Genomic DNA, 14,204 nt, shown 5'->3' with positions numbered 1-14,204 from the left:
AGAGGGGCATTCGATGAATCAGAATAAAACAATAAACGCCTGGCGCTGTACGTGGTTCACCTTGGGGTTGATCGGTCTCTGTACCGCTGCCCATGGCACCGAAAATGGCGCACCGACCACGGCGGTCGGTGTCTATGATTTCGGCGCAGGGATGATGCCGCCGGCTACGCCCTTCGGTACCGTGGGCCTGCGCACAGCGTTCTATTCGGCCAATGTGCAGAAAGATCGCCACGGCAAATCACTGGATAACAATTTCTCCCTGGACGTGTTGTCCATCGGCGTCGCCTACATGCGCATGACCGATTACACCGTGCTCGGCGCCCAGTATGGCTTCGGTACCGTGGTGCCGTTTTTCCAGATGGACGCCTCGGTACAGGTGCAGACGCCTGTCGGCCCGCTGAACCTTGAAGCCGATCCGTTTCGCATGGCCGACATCCAAGTGCTGCCGTTGATCCTGCAGTGGACGCTTTCGCCTAACCTGTTCGTCAATGCCCAGTTCCAGGTCCAGGCCCCCACAGGCGACTACGACAAGAATCGCTTGATCTCCCCGGGCCTGAACCACTGGACCTTCTCGCCGATCCTCAACGCCACGTACATCTCCGACAGCGGCTTTGAGGTGTCTTCAAGCTTCGAAGCCGACATCAATACCCGCAACCATGACACCGACTACAAAAACGGCGTCGAGTACCGTCATGAATTCGCCGTGGGCCAGCACGTCGGGCCATGGACCCTGGGCGTGGGCGGCTATTACTACCGGCAATTCACCGATGACGATGCACCAGGCCTGGAACCGGGCAATCGCGCCCGGGTATTGGCCGTCGGTCCGGCGGTGAGCTACTTCAAGCCGGGCATGCCCCCGGTGTGGCTGCACGTCTACAAGGAGCTTGACGCGCGCAACCGCGCCGAGGGCTACACGACGGCGCTGCGCATTTCCCAAAGCTTCTGAAGGAGGCTCGCCATGAATCAATCAAGTGTCGTTCCAACGGCGGCCACCGGATCCCGGCTGGCGGGTCTCCGTGAAGGGCTGGTGCTGATGCTCGGCAGCAGCCTGACAATCATGGGTTCGGTGATGGTCGCACCGATCCTGCCCAGGCTGGGCGCCGAATTTGGCCCCGTCGAGCCTCGCGCCGATCTGCTGGTGCCGCTGGCAATCACTGGGCCGGCCCTGGCGATTGCCCTGTGCGCCCCGTTGGCCGGCTGGCTGGCGGACCGGGTCGGGCGCAAGGCCTTGCTGTTGATCGCTACGTTGCTCTATGCCTTGCTCGGCGCGCTGCCGGCCATGCTCGATAGCCTGCCGTCGATTGTCGGAGTCCGGCTGTTGTTTGGCTGCGCCGAGGCAGCCGTGATGACCTGCTGCGCCACGCTGATCGCGGACTACTGGCATGGCGAGGAACGCCTGCGCTACGTGAACCGGCAGGTGGTGACTATCGGTCTGGTGGGCGCGCTGTTTTTTGTGGTGGGCGGTGCGCTCGGCGAGCACTCCTGGCGTGCGCCGTTCCTGTTGTATTTGCTGCCGCTGCTGTTGGTGCCGGTAATGATGAAAGTGCTCTGGGAGCCGCCGGTGACGCAGCGGCAAGGGGTCGAGCAAAGGGGTGATGAGCCGGGGCCGGCCAAGGTCGCGGTGCTGCAACTGGTGGTCGGTTATTTGATGGTTCTTGGCGGCATGGTGCTGACTTTCGTTGTGCCAATCCAGGCGCCGACGTTATTGGTCGGCCTGGGCATCACATCGAGCACGATGATCGGTCTGGCTTCGGGGCTGAGCTTGTTGGCGACCCTGGGCGGTTCGTTGATGTGGCCGTTGTTGCGTCGCCGCTTTGGTATCGCCGGTTGCAACGCGCTGTTGCTGGGCTTGCTAGGTATCGGGTTATGGCTGCTGATGCGCGGGCAGAGCTACAACGCCGTGCTGGTAGCCGTGCTCGTCCAGGGGCTGGGATCCGGCCTGCTGGTGCCCAATGTAATGGCGCCGGTCATGAATGCCCTGACCGCCAGCACTCGCGGGCGCGGCTTGGGCGGCTTCACCTCATGCCTGTACATCGGCCAGTTCGTCAGCCCGCTGGTGGTGGCCTTTGTAATCAGCTTCGCCGGCGACCTGCGCCACGCCATCCAGTGGCTAGCGCTCGCCAGTTTTGTCGCGGCACTGCTCTGGGTCCTGGCCGGGTTGCGAGCCCGGGGCCAGGGCCAGGCAAGCACGGTCGGATCACGTTAATCGTCACGAATAAGGAATCTGAAGCATGGGTATGCAAGACATTCACCATTTGATGGATCGTGAGGACGGCACGGCATTGGCCGAGTGGGTCAGGCGCGCAGAGGTCCAGCCTGGGGAACTGCTGGAGGTGGCCATCGAACGCCTGGAACGGGTCGAGCCACAACTCAATGCCGTGGCCGAGCGCTTGTACGATGCCGCTCGCGAAGCGTCGCGCACCCCGCAGGCCGGGCAAGGCTTGTTGGCCGGTGTGCCGACTTTGATCAAGGACTTGTTTTCGCCGGTCAATGGTGCGGCCATGACCAACGGCTCGCGGTCGCTCGGCGATTTTCGCGCGGACTTTGAATCGGACGTTGTGACGCGGCTGCGGCGTGCTGGCTGCCAGGTGATGGGCACCAGTACGTCGCCGGAATTTGGTACGTCGTACTCCACCGAGTCTTCGCGCTTCGGCGCCACACGCAACCCTTGGAACACCGGCCACAGTGCTGGTGGCTCCAGCGGTGGCGCCGCGGCGCTGGTGGCGGCACGAGTGGTGCCATTCGCCCACGGCAACGATGGTGGTGGCTCGTTACGGGTGCCGGCGTCTTGCTGTGGCGTTTTTGGCTTCAAGCCCAGCCGTGGCTTGCTGCCGTCGGGACCGATGGTGGGCGAGGGGTGGGCCGGGATGGGCACGCCGCATGCGATCACCCTGTCGGTGCGCGACAGCGCCGCGTTGCTGGACGCCACTGCCGGGATGGACTTGGGCGCACCCTACGCCTCCCCGATCCAGTCCCTGCCGTATGTGACGGCGGTGCAGCGCGATCCTAAGCCGTTGCGCATTGCCCTGGTTGAACAGCTAGGTCCTTGGCCTACTTCGCCGCAAAGCCTGCAGGCGGTGGGCGAGGCCGCGCGGTTGTGCGAATCCTTGGGCCACCGTGTCGAACCGGTGAGCCTGCCGGTGGGGTTGTTGGAGTTTCTCGATCATGTCTTCACCATCATCGGCGCGAGCACTCGCCACTATGTCGACCTGTTGGGCCAGATGCGTGGGTTTGCCGTGCAAGCCGAAGAACTGGAGGTGCGCACGCGGATCATTCTGCGGGACAAGGGCAACGTCAGCGGGGCCCAGTACGCCGCCGCTGTGGAATGGATTCATGCCCTGGGCCGGCAATTGGCGATATTCATGCAGGACTACGATGTGATCCTGACCCCGGTCCTGACCCGAGAGCCGGTACGGATTGGCGAACTGGACCTGCAGGACGTTTGCATGAGCCTTGATCAACTGCTCGAGCGCTACCACAGCTACTCGCCATTCACCGCGTTGTTCAACGCCAGCGGTCAACCGGCAATGTCGGTACCGTTGTCCTGGAGCGCCAATGGCCTGCCAATGGGCGCGCACTTTGCCGGTCGCTTTGGCGAGGAAAGCACCTTGCTGAGCCTGGCCGCACAACTGGAACGCGCCCAACCGTGGCGCGGCCGGATGCCCGCCGTCAACGCCTGCCACAGCTGACCTGAAACCTGTGGGAGCGTGCTTGCTCGCGGTAGCGGAGTTTCAGCTGGCATCGATGGCGAATCTGCCGCCGCCATCGCGAGCAAGCTCGCTCCCACAGGTATTGCTGCTCACCCAAGAAGTAGATCCCCCCGGTGGCGAGGGAGCTTGCTCCCGCTGGGCTGCGCAGCAGCCCCAACCCAAAGCATGCGGTGCATCAGATTGGCCGAGGTGACTGGATTGGAGCTGCTGCGCGACCCAGCGGGGATAAATCCCCTCGCCACCGAAAACCGTACACACCGATATTTCTGACACCCAACCGATCCCCGGTGGCGAGGGAGCTTGCTCCCGCTGGGCTGCGCAGCAGCCCCAACCCAAAGCATGCGGTGCATCAGACTGACCGAGGTGACTGGATTGGGGCTGCTGCGCGACCCAGCGGGGATAAACCCCCTCGCCACCGGGGAATGGATCACTCTTGGGTGCGTGGCAGGAGCTTTCTGCAGCCTTCGATCAGTAACGAATCATCACCGATTTCAGTTCGGTGTAGTCGTCGATGAAGGCGCTGCCGAATTCGCGGCCTATTCCGGACGATTTGCTGCCGCCAAAGGGGACGGCCGGGTCGAGCAGGGTGTGCATGTTCACCCAGACGGTGCCGGCTTCGATGGCGGGCACCATGCGCAGGGCCTTGCCCAGGTCGTTGGTCCAGAGACTGGCGCTGAGGCCGTAGGGGGTGTCGTTCATCAAATCCAGCAGTTCTTCCTCGCTGTCATAAGGGAAAAACGTCGCGATTGGTCCAAAGGTTTCTTCGTTGAGCAAGGCGTCGTCGCGGCGATTGGCGAAGATGATAGTTGGTTCGACGTAGCAGCCAGGTCCTTCCATCAGCTTGCCGCCATGAATGATGGTGTTGTTCTGCGCCCGGGCCCTGACAAAGAACTCTCCGAGTTTTTGTTGATGCTGGCGATGGGTGACCGGGCCGAACTCGGTGCGTTCGTCCAGGGGCGAGCCGATGTTGAGTTTGCCCAGGCGCTGGGCCAGTGAATCCATGATCGGCTCGATTTGCGAGCGGTGGACGAAGAACCGTTCCGCGGCGGCGCAGATTTGTCCCGAATGGAGGAAGCCTGCTTCGATGATGCCGTTGACGGCCACCTCCGTATCGATGTCCCGCAGGAACCCCGCTGAGTTTTTTCCTCCAAGTTCCAGGGTTGCACGGGTCAGCCCGGCCCCCATGGCCGCTCGGCCCACCGCGATACCGGTGGGCACAGAGCCGGTGAATGACACCTTGTTGGTGCCTGGATGCTCGATCAGCCCCTTGCCCACTTGTCCGCCACCGGTCAGCACGTTCAGCGCCCCCGCCGGCAATCCCGCTTCGATGGCCAGTTCGGCGACACGCAGAATGGTCAATGGGGTGAATTCGCTGGGTTTGATGATGATGCTGCAACCAGTCACCAGGGCTGACGCAAGTTTCCAGATGGCGATCATGGTGGAGAAATTCCACGGCACGATGCCGACCACCACCCCGACCGGTTCGCGCAAGGTGAACGCGGTGTAGCGCTCACCGGCGAAGGAGGGCAGCGACGGAGTGATGGTCTCGCCATTGATCTTGGTGGCCCAGCCGGCGTAATAACGCAGGAAATGCGCTGCCTGGTCGACCTCAAAGGCACGGGAAATCTGGATGATTTTCCCCGACTGGCAGGTTTCGATCTGCGCCAGCTCTTCGCGGTGCCGCTCCAACAGGTCCGCCAGCTTCAGCAACACCAGGCCCCGGACCGCCGGTGCCGCCTGGGACCATTGCTTGAAGCCACGCCGGGACGACTCCACCGCCGCATCGATATCGCCGCCAGTGGCATCGCTCACCTGTGCGATGACTCGACCGGTGGCCGGGTTGATGACGTCCAGTGTCTGGCTGCCTTGGCTTTCGACGTAGCGCCCGTCGATGAACAGTGCATGGTGTCGGCCAAGAAAGGCTTCGACCTGAGGCAGCAGGGCAATATCGCTCATGAGTATTTCCTGATCGCGAACAAGGGAAAGCCATGAGGTTAATCCGTGGCGGTCGGGACGGCTTGACTGAGCCTGCCGCCCGGTATGTCTGTGGCTGCCAGCCCGGCAAGGCTGGCAGCCAGGAACAAGGATCGTTGCAGGCAGGTACAAGCCAGCATGGCCGGTTTGCGGTCAGATCAGTGTTTTGACTCGATGGACAAAGGGGCGGGTGATGTTTCTCCAGACCAACAAACACAAGCGTGCGTTGATTGCACAGGTGCAGCGGGCGCTGGCCGGAGAGACGGATGACACAACGATGCTCGACGACTATCCGCCGCTGCGCACGGTGCTTGAGCAGTACCCTCGACAGATGGCGAGCATCACTGCGAACCTGCTTCAGGCGCAAACGCAAGTGCAGGATCAGACCCTGCGCTGGCAGCAGATTGAAAGCGAGTTGCACAGGACCCGCCAGCAACTGGAGCAAGCCCGGGAGCGCGAGGGGATTCTTGAGGTTCGTCTGGATGAGCATACCCGGCAATTGCAGCAACAACGCCAGGAAGCGCAAGTCTGGGAGTTGCTGCAATCGACCCTGACCGAAGGCTGCTGGGACATCAATGTGGTCAACGGCGATCTCCAGCATCCGGCCAGTTGCATGCGTTTTTCCAGTCAGTTTCGCTCGCTGCTGGGCTACGGGCCTGACGAATTGCCGGACGGCTGGGATGCGCAAGTCGGCATCACCCACCCGGACGACCTGCCGAAGATCATGGCGATTTTCGACCGGGAAATCCTCGGTCTCCAGGGCAGCGGCGAGTACGTATTCGAGTACCGCATGCGCCATAAGAGCCGGGATTACATCTGGTGCCGCGAGCGTGGACGCGCCGTGCGGGACCCACAAGGACGGCTGGTCCGTGTCATTGGCGCGGTGCGTGATATCAGCGATGAACGCTCGGCCCTATCCACCCATCAGCGCATGCTGGAACAGAACCAGGTGACCTACGCCCAGATCGCCACAGTGGTAGGCGTGATCAAGGGTATTGCCGACCAGACCAACCTGTTGGCGCTAAACGCAGCGATCGAGGCGGCCAGGGCGGGAGAGGTCGGGCGCGGTTTTTCGGTGGTGGCCGATGAAGTGCGCAAGTTGGCGGAAAGCACCCGCCAGGCGACGCATCAGATACAGACCATGCTGCACCAGCACAAGTAAACCGGGTGATCGCGCCACCCCTTGAGGCTACGAGCTTTCCATTAAAAGATCGCAGCCTGCCAAAGACGTTCGGTCAGAACGGAACCGCTACTACCAATTGGCTGTAGACATTGGTGCCGTTGCCTCCGACCTGATTGCCACCGCTGTCCGCGTCTTTTTCAGGCTTGTACAGGCCCACCAGCGGCGTGACGATCAGGTGTTCATTCACCGCCCATTCCACGTACAGGTCCAGCTCCTGTGCGTCGAGGTTCAACGCCTCGCGGGTCTGCAGGGTCCTGTAGTCGAAGAACAACGCACCAACGGTTACCGTTTCCGCCGGCTTGAGCTTGAGGCCGACGTGCTGGATGGCGGTGTTGCTGTTGAACGGGCCGGAATAGTTGCCGGCCACTTCACCCTGGAACCAAGTGCCATAGCCACGGTTGAGTCCGCTGAACATCGAGTCCCATTGCTGCGAGTAGCGGCTGTAGCGATAGGTCAGGTCCGGCGTCCAGGGCAAATCGGCGAAGGTGTAGCCGGCTTCCATATACCAGGCTTTCTCCGGGCCGGCGTCCTTGTCTTGCCAGGCATACTCGAAGGAAAAATGGGCATTTTCGATGCCAGCGTTGCCGGCGCCGCGCAAGCTGTAGATGTCCATGCCTTCGCGCTGCTTCTGCAGGTCGCTGGCGTAGTGGTCATCAACGTCGATGCCGTGAATGTAGGTCAGCCCGAGTGTGCCCGGTGCCGTCGTGTATTCCAGGGTGCCGGCGGCCATTTCGGTGTTGGCTTGGGCGCGGTTATCGGACTTGAACCACAGCATGCTGCCGTGCACACCGTCCTTGCCTCCCAGGCGCAGCACGGCGGTCTGGTCGAAGGCATGACGGGCCGCCAGGTAATAGGCGCCGCCCCGGTTGAATTCGCCATCGGCCACGCCTTTGCCCAGGTTCAAGCCGTCGTCATTGATGATGAAACCGTCGCCGAGGGTGATCACCTGGCGACCGAAGGATAGATCGACGCCGTCCTTGCCCAGCACCGGGAACAGCTCCCCGGAGCGCCAGCCGGCAAAGGCTTCGTCGAACCGGGTGGTACGTTCGGAGCCGTCGCTCAGACCCGCCGCATCGCCATCGCCCCAAGTGCCAGAGCTGACCAGGTTGGCGGTCCCGTAGACGCTGCCCAGGTTACCGAGTGACTGGTCGATACTCAGGCCATACTTGATGAAGCCTTCCCGCCAGCTTGAGCCACCCGAGGTCCCGTCGTAGTTCTTGCGACTGTTGAATAACCCGTAGACCGCCAGGAAATTACCTGTGACGGTGGTGTCATCGTCCATATAGAGCTGATAAGCCTGGGCCGATGAATCGGCGACCAGCAGGGCGGCGCCCAGGCCGATGGCGGTGCGCAGCGAAGGTGTATGGCGTATGTGCTCCATGATGGTTTCCCCAGCGTGATAGGACAGAAGAGCGCGCATTAAGGGGAGCGCGGGCCGGGGAAGTCTTTCACCTGCATGCCAGGGAATTGATCCAGCCCGCCAGCGGCGCAAGGCTGGCAGGCAGCAACAAAACCGGCGGCAGACATGGGCAAGACGCTCGGGGAGGGTGGGGCGCACAGTAATCCTGCACGCGACGCCGTTTCGATCAGGGACTGGCTGGGGAGGGCTTGATCGCCGGCTCCTGGACGGCTGTGGCATCCATACTAAAAATCCGCTTTCGAGGATCTGCACCATGTCGATCAATGACAGGCTCACCGAGCACTTGAACCGGGGTACGGTGGGCTTCCCCACTGCGTTGGCCAGCACCATTGGCCTGATCATGGCCAGCCCGGTGATTCTCACCGCCACCATGGGCTTCGGTATCGGCGGCAGCGCCTTTGCGGTGGCCATGCTGATCGCCGTAGTGATGATGCTGGCCCAGGCGACAACATTCGCCGAGGCCGCGTCGATCCTGCCCACCACCGGTTCCGTCTATGACTACATCAACTGTGGCATGGGCCGCTTCTTCGCGATTACCGGCACGTTGTCGGCCTACCTGATCGTCCATGTGTTCGCCGGTACCGCCGAGACCATTCTGGCGGGAGTCATGGCCCTGGTGAACTTCGAGCACCTCAACACCCTGGCTGAATCGGCGGGTGGCTCCTGGTTGCTCGGCGTGGGGTTCGTCGTGGTGTTCGGTGTGCTCAATGCTTTCGGTGTGAGCGCCTTCGGGCGGGCCGAGATTGTCCTGACGTTCGGCATGTGGACGACCCTGATGGTGTTCGGCGTGTTGGGCCTGATCGCTGCCCCGGCGGTAGAGTTGCAAGGTTGGTTCGGCGTGTCTGTAGTGGGCACCGACCTGGTCACTGTGTTGTCGCTGGTGGGCATGGCGATGTTCATGTTTGTCGGCTGCGAGTTTGTCACACCGCTGGCGCCGGACCTGCGCCACTCCGCCAAGACCATGCCCCGGGCGATGATGCTGGGCTTGTTCAGTGTCGCTGCGTGCATGTTCATCTATGGCGCGGCGATGAAGCGCCAGGTGGAAAACGTCCTGCTGGACGCTGCCAGCGGCGTGCATTTGCTGGACACGCCCATGGCGATTCCGCGGTTCGCCGAGCAGGTCATGGGTGATGTTGGCCCGATGTGGCTGGGGATCGGCTTCCTGTTCGCCGGGGCGGCGACCATCAACACGCTGATGGCCGGCGTGCCACGGATTCTCTACGGCATGGCGGTGGACGGCGCTTTGCCGAAAGTCTTCACCTATTTGCACCCGCGCTTCAAGACGCCGCTGTTGTGCATCCTGGTGGCGATGCTGATTCCTTGCCTGCATGCACTCTGGCTGGGAGGCAATACCGACAACATCATGCATTTGGTGCTGGCGGCCGTGTGCGCCTGGAGTTTCGCCTACCTGCTGGTGACGGTGTCGGTGGTCAGCCTGCGGATTCGCCGTCCTGATCTGCCACGGGCCTATCGCTCGCCGTTTTTTCCGTTGCCGCAGATCTTGTCCAGTGTCGGCATTGTGTTGGGCATGTGGTTCATCACTCCGCCGGGCATGAACCCGGCGGACATCTACGTACCCTTCGCAGTGATGCTCGGTGTCACGGCGACGTACGCCTTGTTCTGGACCCTGGTGGTGCAGAAGGTCAATCCATTCAAGCCGGCGTCGGTCGAAGACGTACTGGCCAAGGAGTTTTCCCATGAACCTGGGCAACCTGCCGATGTGTTTGTCGACCGTGCTGCAAAAACTGTCTGAGCTGTTCAGTGCCCAGCGCGCTCCGGTCGGTTATCGGCCCGGGGTGACCCTGGAACTGTTGCGGCGCAACCTCGGGCTGGCGGGGTTCGAGCTGACGGGCCCGGCAACGGCGACGGTCATTGTCGACGATGGTGATCTGCAATTGGAGGTCGCCGAACGCACCGAGTCGCAGCTGCTGATGCACTTGGTGCTGACCGAGTTCGTGATGCGCGTGCCTGCTTCCAGAGAGGGCACCGCACGCCTGCAACTGCACCACGGCGGAGCCGTTCGGCGGCGCGGCATCCGCTGCCGGCAGCGCGGCGGCGGCAGTGAATTGCCGGCGCTGTTGCAGGCGGCGGTGGAGCAGGACCTGGCGCTGTACGAAGCGCTCATGCCGCTGGATTTCAAGCGCTTGGATATCGAGCTGCAAGGGCGCCAGTGGTGTGTACGGCTGGAGCACATGGGCGGTAGCGAAGTGGTGAATCGCATGCCCGCCTTCCGACGCTATATTGCGTTGAGCCGCGAGCAGCGCATGGGCTTGCTGGCGGTCTTGAGCGGTTTGCAACGGGTGTTGCAAACTCTCTGATTGCATTGTTTTGTCCTGGCATCAATCCTGCTACTGCTCTGGCGATCAGGTACTTGTTGCGTGCATATAGATAACATGTTAACTATTGCCGTACAAAAACAATAAGCCACTGCGGAGAATGCCATGAGCATGCATCAGGTTGGGCAAGACGGGTTGGAAACCTGGAACCGGGATTTGCGCGCCACGTGCGGCCATTTCGATACGGAGCTGGCCTTCAATCGCTCGTTGTTCATTGGCGAGGTGTCGAATTTTTTCCGTGGCGGTCTTTCTCTTGCCAATCTGCGTACCAACGCGGGTTGTATCAAACGCCATTCGCCTAACGCCGATCATGACGATGACCAGGATTGTTTTCTGGTCAGCCAGCGCAGTGGCTATTCGCGCATTACCCAGAACGGCCAGAGCATCCAGCTGGCGCCCGGCGAGCTGTTATTGATGGATTCGGTGGGCGCGCTCGAGATCAGTCCTTTCGGCCTGATCGAGCACGTCGTGCTGTCCTTGTCTCGCCAGGACGTGTCCAGGCATCTGGGCGGCGAAACCAAGACCTTCGGCAAGGTTTCTTCAAGCAAGGCCTGCGGGCGGATGCTGCATGTGTTGATGGATCAATTGTGCAAGGACACACCGGATGGCGAGGGCGCCGCTGGCGAGGGCGAAGCCTTGCAGAGTGCTTTTGTTTCACTGCTGGGCTCGGCTTTGGAGCACCGCAGCGATTCACGCGACGAGGGCGCCACGTTGCAGGGCAGCCATCTGCGCAGCTACGTGCAGAAGGTCATCGACGAATCGCTGACCCAGCCCGGCCTCAGTCCGGTCGGCCTGGCCCATCGCCTGAACATCTCGGTACGCCATCTGTATCGGCTGTTCGAAGAGCAGGACGACAGTGTCTGCCGCTACATCCAGCGAGCCCGACTCAAGCGCAGCGCCGATGACCTGACCAACCCGTTCCTGCGGGACGAGTCGATTACTTCGATTGCCTATAAGTGGGGCTTCACGGATTCGGCGCACTTCAGCCGTTCGTTCAAGAAACAGTTCGAGCAATCGCCGAAGGAGTTTCGTTCCAGTCGTTTACAGCAGGGGCAGGGAGTGGTTTGAGTCCAGGTCGGTGCAGGCCGGTCTACCGTTATCGCGAGCAAGCTCGCTTCCACAGAATCTGGGTGTACACCTGATCAGTGAACACCTGAGAAATACTGTGGGAGCGAGCTTGCTCGCGATGGCTCCCCCAGGCTCAAACCTCTGGCAAGGTCGAGCCGCCATCGACCACCAGGGTCTGTCCGGTCACATATGACGCCAGTCCTGATGCCAGGAACAGCATGGCGCCGGCGATGTCGGTCGGCTTGCCCAATCGGCCCAGCGGTACCCGCCGGGCGATGTCCCGATTGACTTCATCATCGCCGAGATTCGCCATGGCCGGTGTGGCGATCATGCCGGGCTCGACGCCGTTGACGCGGACATTCTCAGCCGCCAGTTCCAGCGCCGCGTTGCGGATGAAACCATTGACCCCGGCCTTCGATGCCGCGTAATGGCTGAGCCCTGGATACGCGACCCGTGGACCGGTGACCGAGGAGGTTACCAGCACGCATCCCTGGCCCTGGCGGCGGAACATCGGCAGCGCCGCCTGGGTCAGCCAGAACAGCGCCGACAGGTTTACCGCCAGCGTTCGCTCCAGCACCGCCGGGGTGATTTGCGCAAAAGGGGTCAGGGGAAAATACCCGGCGTTGTGCACCAGGACATCCAGCCTCCCCAGGCGTTGCTCCAGCCCCGCCATCATTGCGCCGATCTCGGCGGCGTCGGCAAGATCGACGCCCACGGCCTCCACCTGACCGCCGCCGTGGGTCAATTCGCTGGCCAGCGCCTCGGCTTGCGCCACGCCGAGGTCGGCGATGACCACGCGTGCCCCGCGCTGGGCGAACGCCTCGACAATGGCCCGGCCAATGCCTTGGGCTCCACCGGTCACGAGTACGGTTTTCCCGCTGAAATCCAGGTCGTCAGGCATGGGCTTGCTCCATCCGGCTGAACGCCAGTGTTGGCACGTCTACGATGCTGGAGCCGCCATCGGCCACCAGCGTTGCCCCAGTGATGATCGCCGCTTCCTTCGAAGCGAGAAAGCGACACACGCTGGCAATCTCCTCGGCGCTGGCCGGCCTGCGCAGCGGAACGTCGGCGCAAACCCGGTCGTAGGCCTGTTGCAATGTCTCGCCATGAAATGCCATCAATACCTGCATTTCCTCATCGGCCATCGGCGTGCGTACCCAGCCTGGGCAGACGGCGTTGACCCGCACGCCTTCCGGGCCGTAGTCCCGCGCCAGTGAGCGAGTGAGGCCCAGCAGTGCGTGCTTGGCCGTGGTGTAGCCGCACACTTGGGGTCCTGCCGCCAATGAAGCAATGGAGGCGATCAACACGACGTTGCCAGCGCTTTCCCGCAGCAGCGGCAGGCACGCCCGGGCGCTATAGAAAGCGCTGTCGAGATTGCTCCGCAGGGCTGCTTCCCAGGCTTGCGGGCTGGTCTCGGTGGCGCTGCCCGAACCCATGCCGCCGGCGCAGGCCAGCAGCACGTCGATTCGGCCAAAACGCTCATGGATCTGCGCGACGAAGCCGGCCCAGGTCGCCGCGCAGGCTGCATCGCCCACCAGCACCAGGCCGCCGATTTCCTGCGCCAGTTGTTCCAAGGGCTCGCGGCGACGGCCGATCAGCACCAGATTGGCGCCTTCGGCGGCATGCAGCCGGGCGCAGGCGGCGCCGATGCCGGTGCCTGCGCCCGTGATCACGACGGTGCGTAATTCAGACATCGGGATATTCCGTCCGGTTGAGTACCTGGCAGTAGGAACTGACCGGGAAGTTGGAGAACTCGTCGAAGGACGCCCCGGCGTAGCCGAAGATCTTGCCATCGCTGCGATGCTGTTGCAGGTCGATCAGCACCAGGCCCAGGGTCGGGATGATCTTTTCGCGCCAGACGAACAGGAACAACTGATCGGCGATTTTGTAGGTGTCGCACCGATCGGTGTCGCACAGGCCTTGCTCGACGCCTTTGAGGCATTGCCAGGAATAGAATCGTTCGTTGAGGTAAATGTGTTCGTAGACTTCGCTCGGGCTGTATCGATACAGGTTGCGCAGCCCCACCAGCTCGGTAGACGGTGCATGTGGACACAGACCGGACTGCCACGCACGATCGAGGCTGCCATGAAGGAACTCGACGCTGACCGAGGTCAATGGCTGCCCGGCCAAGGCGCGTCCGTAGAGCCCTTCGCGCGTCTGCTGCGGCTCGGGCATGCGACCGATCACAGCGGTGAACGCCGCGTTCGCAGTATCCAGCACAAGGCTGACCGAAGATGCTTGGGCGCCTTGGCGCTTGATGAAGTCCAACAGGTACAAGCCCGGCCGCACCGAGGTGGCCCTATAGGCCGCCGTGCCGCTGGAATGGCCGTCAGCCGCGTTCCAGGACAGCGTGTCTTGCTCGAATCGGTGCTCGATCTGCCAGCCATTGGCGAAATGCAATGTGAAGGTCTTGCCGTTGAGGTCAGCCAGGTTGGGCAGGATGAAGGCTTCGGGGGCAAAGCCATCGGCCAGGGCGCCGACGGTGATCCAATCTGTAGGTGTAGAAGTCATAG

11 protein-coding genes and 2 pseudogenes are annotated in these 14,204 nt (G+C 62.3%); 8 read left to right on the top strand and 5 right to left on the bottom strand.

Annotation, left to right across the window (positions count from 1 at the left end; all coding sequences use genetic code 11):
• Window positions 1-13: 13 nt before the first annotated feature.
• Genes AD663_RS14960 through AD663_RS14950 form a run of 3 tightly spaced genes read left to right on the top strand, consistent with a single transcriptional unit; the run spans window position 14 to window position 3,689 of the window.
• Window positions 14-946: a transporter gene (locus AD663_RS14960; protein WP_003182230.1), complete on the top strand. Its 933-nt coding sequence runs from the start codon at window positions 14-16 to the stop codon at window positions 944-946.
• Window positions 947-958: 12 nt separating this feature from the next.
• A complete protein-coding gene (locus AD663_RS14955) occupies window positions 959-2,206 on the top strand; it encodes an MFS transporter (RefSeq protein WP_053214031.1) in 1,248 nt (415 codons plus the stop codon).
• A 25-nt stretch (window positions 2,207-2,231) separates the two neighbouring features.
• Window positions 2,232-3,689 carry an amidase gene (locus AD663_RS14950; protein ID WP_053214030.1) on the top strand — a complete coding sequence of 486 codons (1,458 nt, stop codon included), beginning with the start codon at window positions 2,232-2,234 and terminating at the stop codon, window positions 3,687-3,689.
• Window positions 3,690-4,178: 489 nt separating this feature from the next.
• On the opposite strand, the gene AD663_RS14945 is transcribed toward AD663_RS14950, so the two are convergent.
• The gene (locus AD663_RS14945; RefSeq protein ID WP_053214029.1) at window positions 4,179-5,666 is read right to left on the bottom strand and encodes an aldehyde dehydrogenase family protein; all 1,488 of its coding nucleotides are present in this window, start codon (window positions 5,664-5,666) and stop codon (window positions 4,179-4,181) included.
• A 211-nt stretch (window positions 5,667-5,877) separates the two neighbouring features.
• Between AD663_RS14945 and AD663_RS29510 the strand changes: the two are divergent.
• A pseudogene (locus AD663_RS29510) lies at window positions 5,878-6,573 on the top strand (PAS domain-containing protein); the annotation flags it as partial.
• 12 nt (window positions 6,574-6,585) lie between these two features.
• Window positions 6,586-6,837, top strand: a pseudogene (locus AD663_RS29615) (methyl-accepting chemotaxis protein); the annotation flags it as partial.
• An 82-nt stretch (window positions 6,838-6,919) separates the two neighbouring features.
• Here the strand turns inward: AD663_RS29615 and AD663_RS14935 are convergent.
• Window positions 6,920-8,248, bottom strand: a complete 1,329-nt coding sequence (locus AD663_RS14935) for an alginate export family protein (protein ID WP_003182223.1) — start codon at window positions 8,246-8,248, stop codon at window positions 6,920-6,922.
• Window positions 8,249-8,540: 292 nt separating this feature from the next.
• Here AD663_RS14935 and AD663_RS14930 point away from each other — a divergent pair, with 292 nt between their 5' ends.
• The 3 genes from AD663_RS14930 (at window position 8,541) to feaR (ending at window position 11,691) form a co-directional block, all read left to right on the top strand.
• Window positions 8,541-10,040, top strand: a complete 1,500-nt coding sequence (locus AD663_RS14930; RefSeq protein ID WP_003182221.1) for an APC family permease — start codon at window positions 8,541-8,543, stop codon at window positions 10,038-10,040.
• Entirely contained in the window at window positions 9,985-10,605 is a 621-nt protein-coding gene (locus AD663_RS14925; protein WP_050551577.1) for a DUF3156 family protein, read from the top strand. The genes AD663_RS14930 and AD663_RS14925 overlap by 56 nt, the downstream gene beginning before the upstream one ends.
• Before the next feature lie 123 nt (window positions 10,606-10,728).
• Window positions 10,729-11,691, top strand: a complete 963-nt coding sequence (gene feaR, locus AD663_RS14920) for a transcriptional regulator FeaR (RefSeq protein ID WP_003182217.1) — start codon at window positions 10,729-10,731, stop codon at window positions 11,689-11,691.
• Window positions 11,692-11,824: 133 nt separating this feature from the next.
• On the opposite strand, the gene AD663_RS14915 is transcribed toward feaR, so the two are convergent.
• Genes AD663_RS14915 through AD663_RS14905 form a run of 3 tightly spaced genes read right to left on the bottom strand, consistent with a single transcriptional unit; the run spans window position 11,825 to window position 14,202 of the window.
• Entirely contained in the window at window positions 11,825-12,592 is a 768-nt protein-coding gene (locus AD663_RS14915; RefSeq protein ID WP_003182216.1) for an SDR family oxidoreductase, read from the bottom strand.
• Window positions 12,585-13,385, bottom strand: coding sequence for an SDR family NAD(P)-dependent oxidoreductase (locus AD663_RS14910; RefSeq protein ID WP_003182214.1), 801 nt, complete (start codon window positions 13,383-13,385; stop codon window positions 12,585-12,587). Before AD663_RS14910 ends, AD663_RS14915 begins: the two co-directional genes overlap by 8 nt.
• Entirely contained in the window at window positions 13,378-14,202 is an 825-nt protein-coding gene (locus AD663_RS14905; RefSeq protein WP_003182212.1) for a molybdenum cofactor biosynthesis F family protein, read from the bottom strand. Before AD663_RS14905 ends, AD663_RS14910 begins: the two co-directional genes overlap by 8 nt.
• Between the last annotated feature and the right edge of the window lie 2 nt (window positions 14,203-14,204).

Source organism: Pseudomonas sp. Q12-87 (genome assembly GCF_001269755.1).
Classification (GTDB): Bacteria; Pseudomonadota; Gammaproteobacteria; order Pseudomonadales; family Pseudomonadaceae; genus Aquipseudomonas; species Aquipseudomonas fluorescens_S.
The sequence above is the reverse complement of the archived record's forward strand: the minus strand, read 5'-3'. Positions and strand labels throughout refer to the sequence as shown.

What these genes read in the sequence shown, in the direction of transcription:
- AD663_RS14960 (WP_003182230.1), top strand. Translation starts at nt 14, where the DNA reads ATGAATCAGAATAAAACAATAAACGCCTGGCGCTGTACGTGGTTCACC.
- AD663_RS14955 (WP_053214031.1), top strand. Translation starts at nt 959, where the DNA reads ATGAATCAATCAAGTGTCGTTCCAACGGCGGCCACCGGATCCCGGCTG.
- AD663_RS14950 (WP_053214030.1), top strand. Translation starts at nt 2,232, where the DNA reads ATGGGTATGCAAGACATTCACCATTTGATGGATCGTGAGGACGGCACG.
- AD663_RS14945 (WP_053214029.1), bottom strand. Translation starts at nt 5,666, where the DNA reads ATGAGCGATATTGCCCTGCTGCCTCAGGTCGAAGCCTTTCTTGGCCGA.
- AD663_RS14935 (WP_003182223.1), bottom strand. Translation starts at nt 8,248, where the DNA reads ATGGAGCACATACGCCATACACCTTCGCTGCGCACCGCCATCGGCCTG.
- AD663_RS14930 (WP_003182221.1), top strand. Translation starts at nt 8,541, where the DNA reads ATGTCGATCAATGACAGGCTCACCGAGCACTTGAACCGGGGTACGGTG.
- AD663_RS14925 (WP_050551577.1), top strand. Translation starts at nt 9,985, where the DNA reads ATGAACCTGGGCAACCTGCCGATGTGTTTGTCGACCGTGCTGCAAAAA.
- feaR (WP_003182217.1), top strand. Translation starts at nt 10,729, where the DNA reads ATGAGCATGCATCAGGTTGGGCAAGACGGGTTGGAAACCTGGAACCGG.
- AD663_RS14915 (WP_003182216.1), bottom strand. Translation starts at nt 12,592, where the DNA reads ATGCCTGACGACCTGGATTTCAGCGGGAAAACCGTACTCGTGACCGGT.
- AD663_RS14910 (WP_003182214.1), bottom strand. Translation starts at nt 13,385, where the DNA reads ATGTCTGAATTACGCACCGTCGTGATCACGGGCGCAGGCACCGGCATC.
- AD663_RS14905 (WP_003182212.1), bottom strand. Translation starts at nt 14,202, where the DNA reads ATGACTTCTACACCTACAGATTGGATCACCGTCGGCGCCCTGGCCGAT.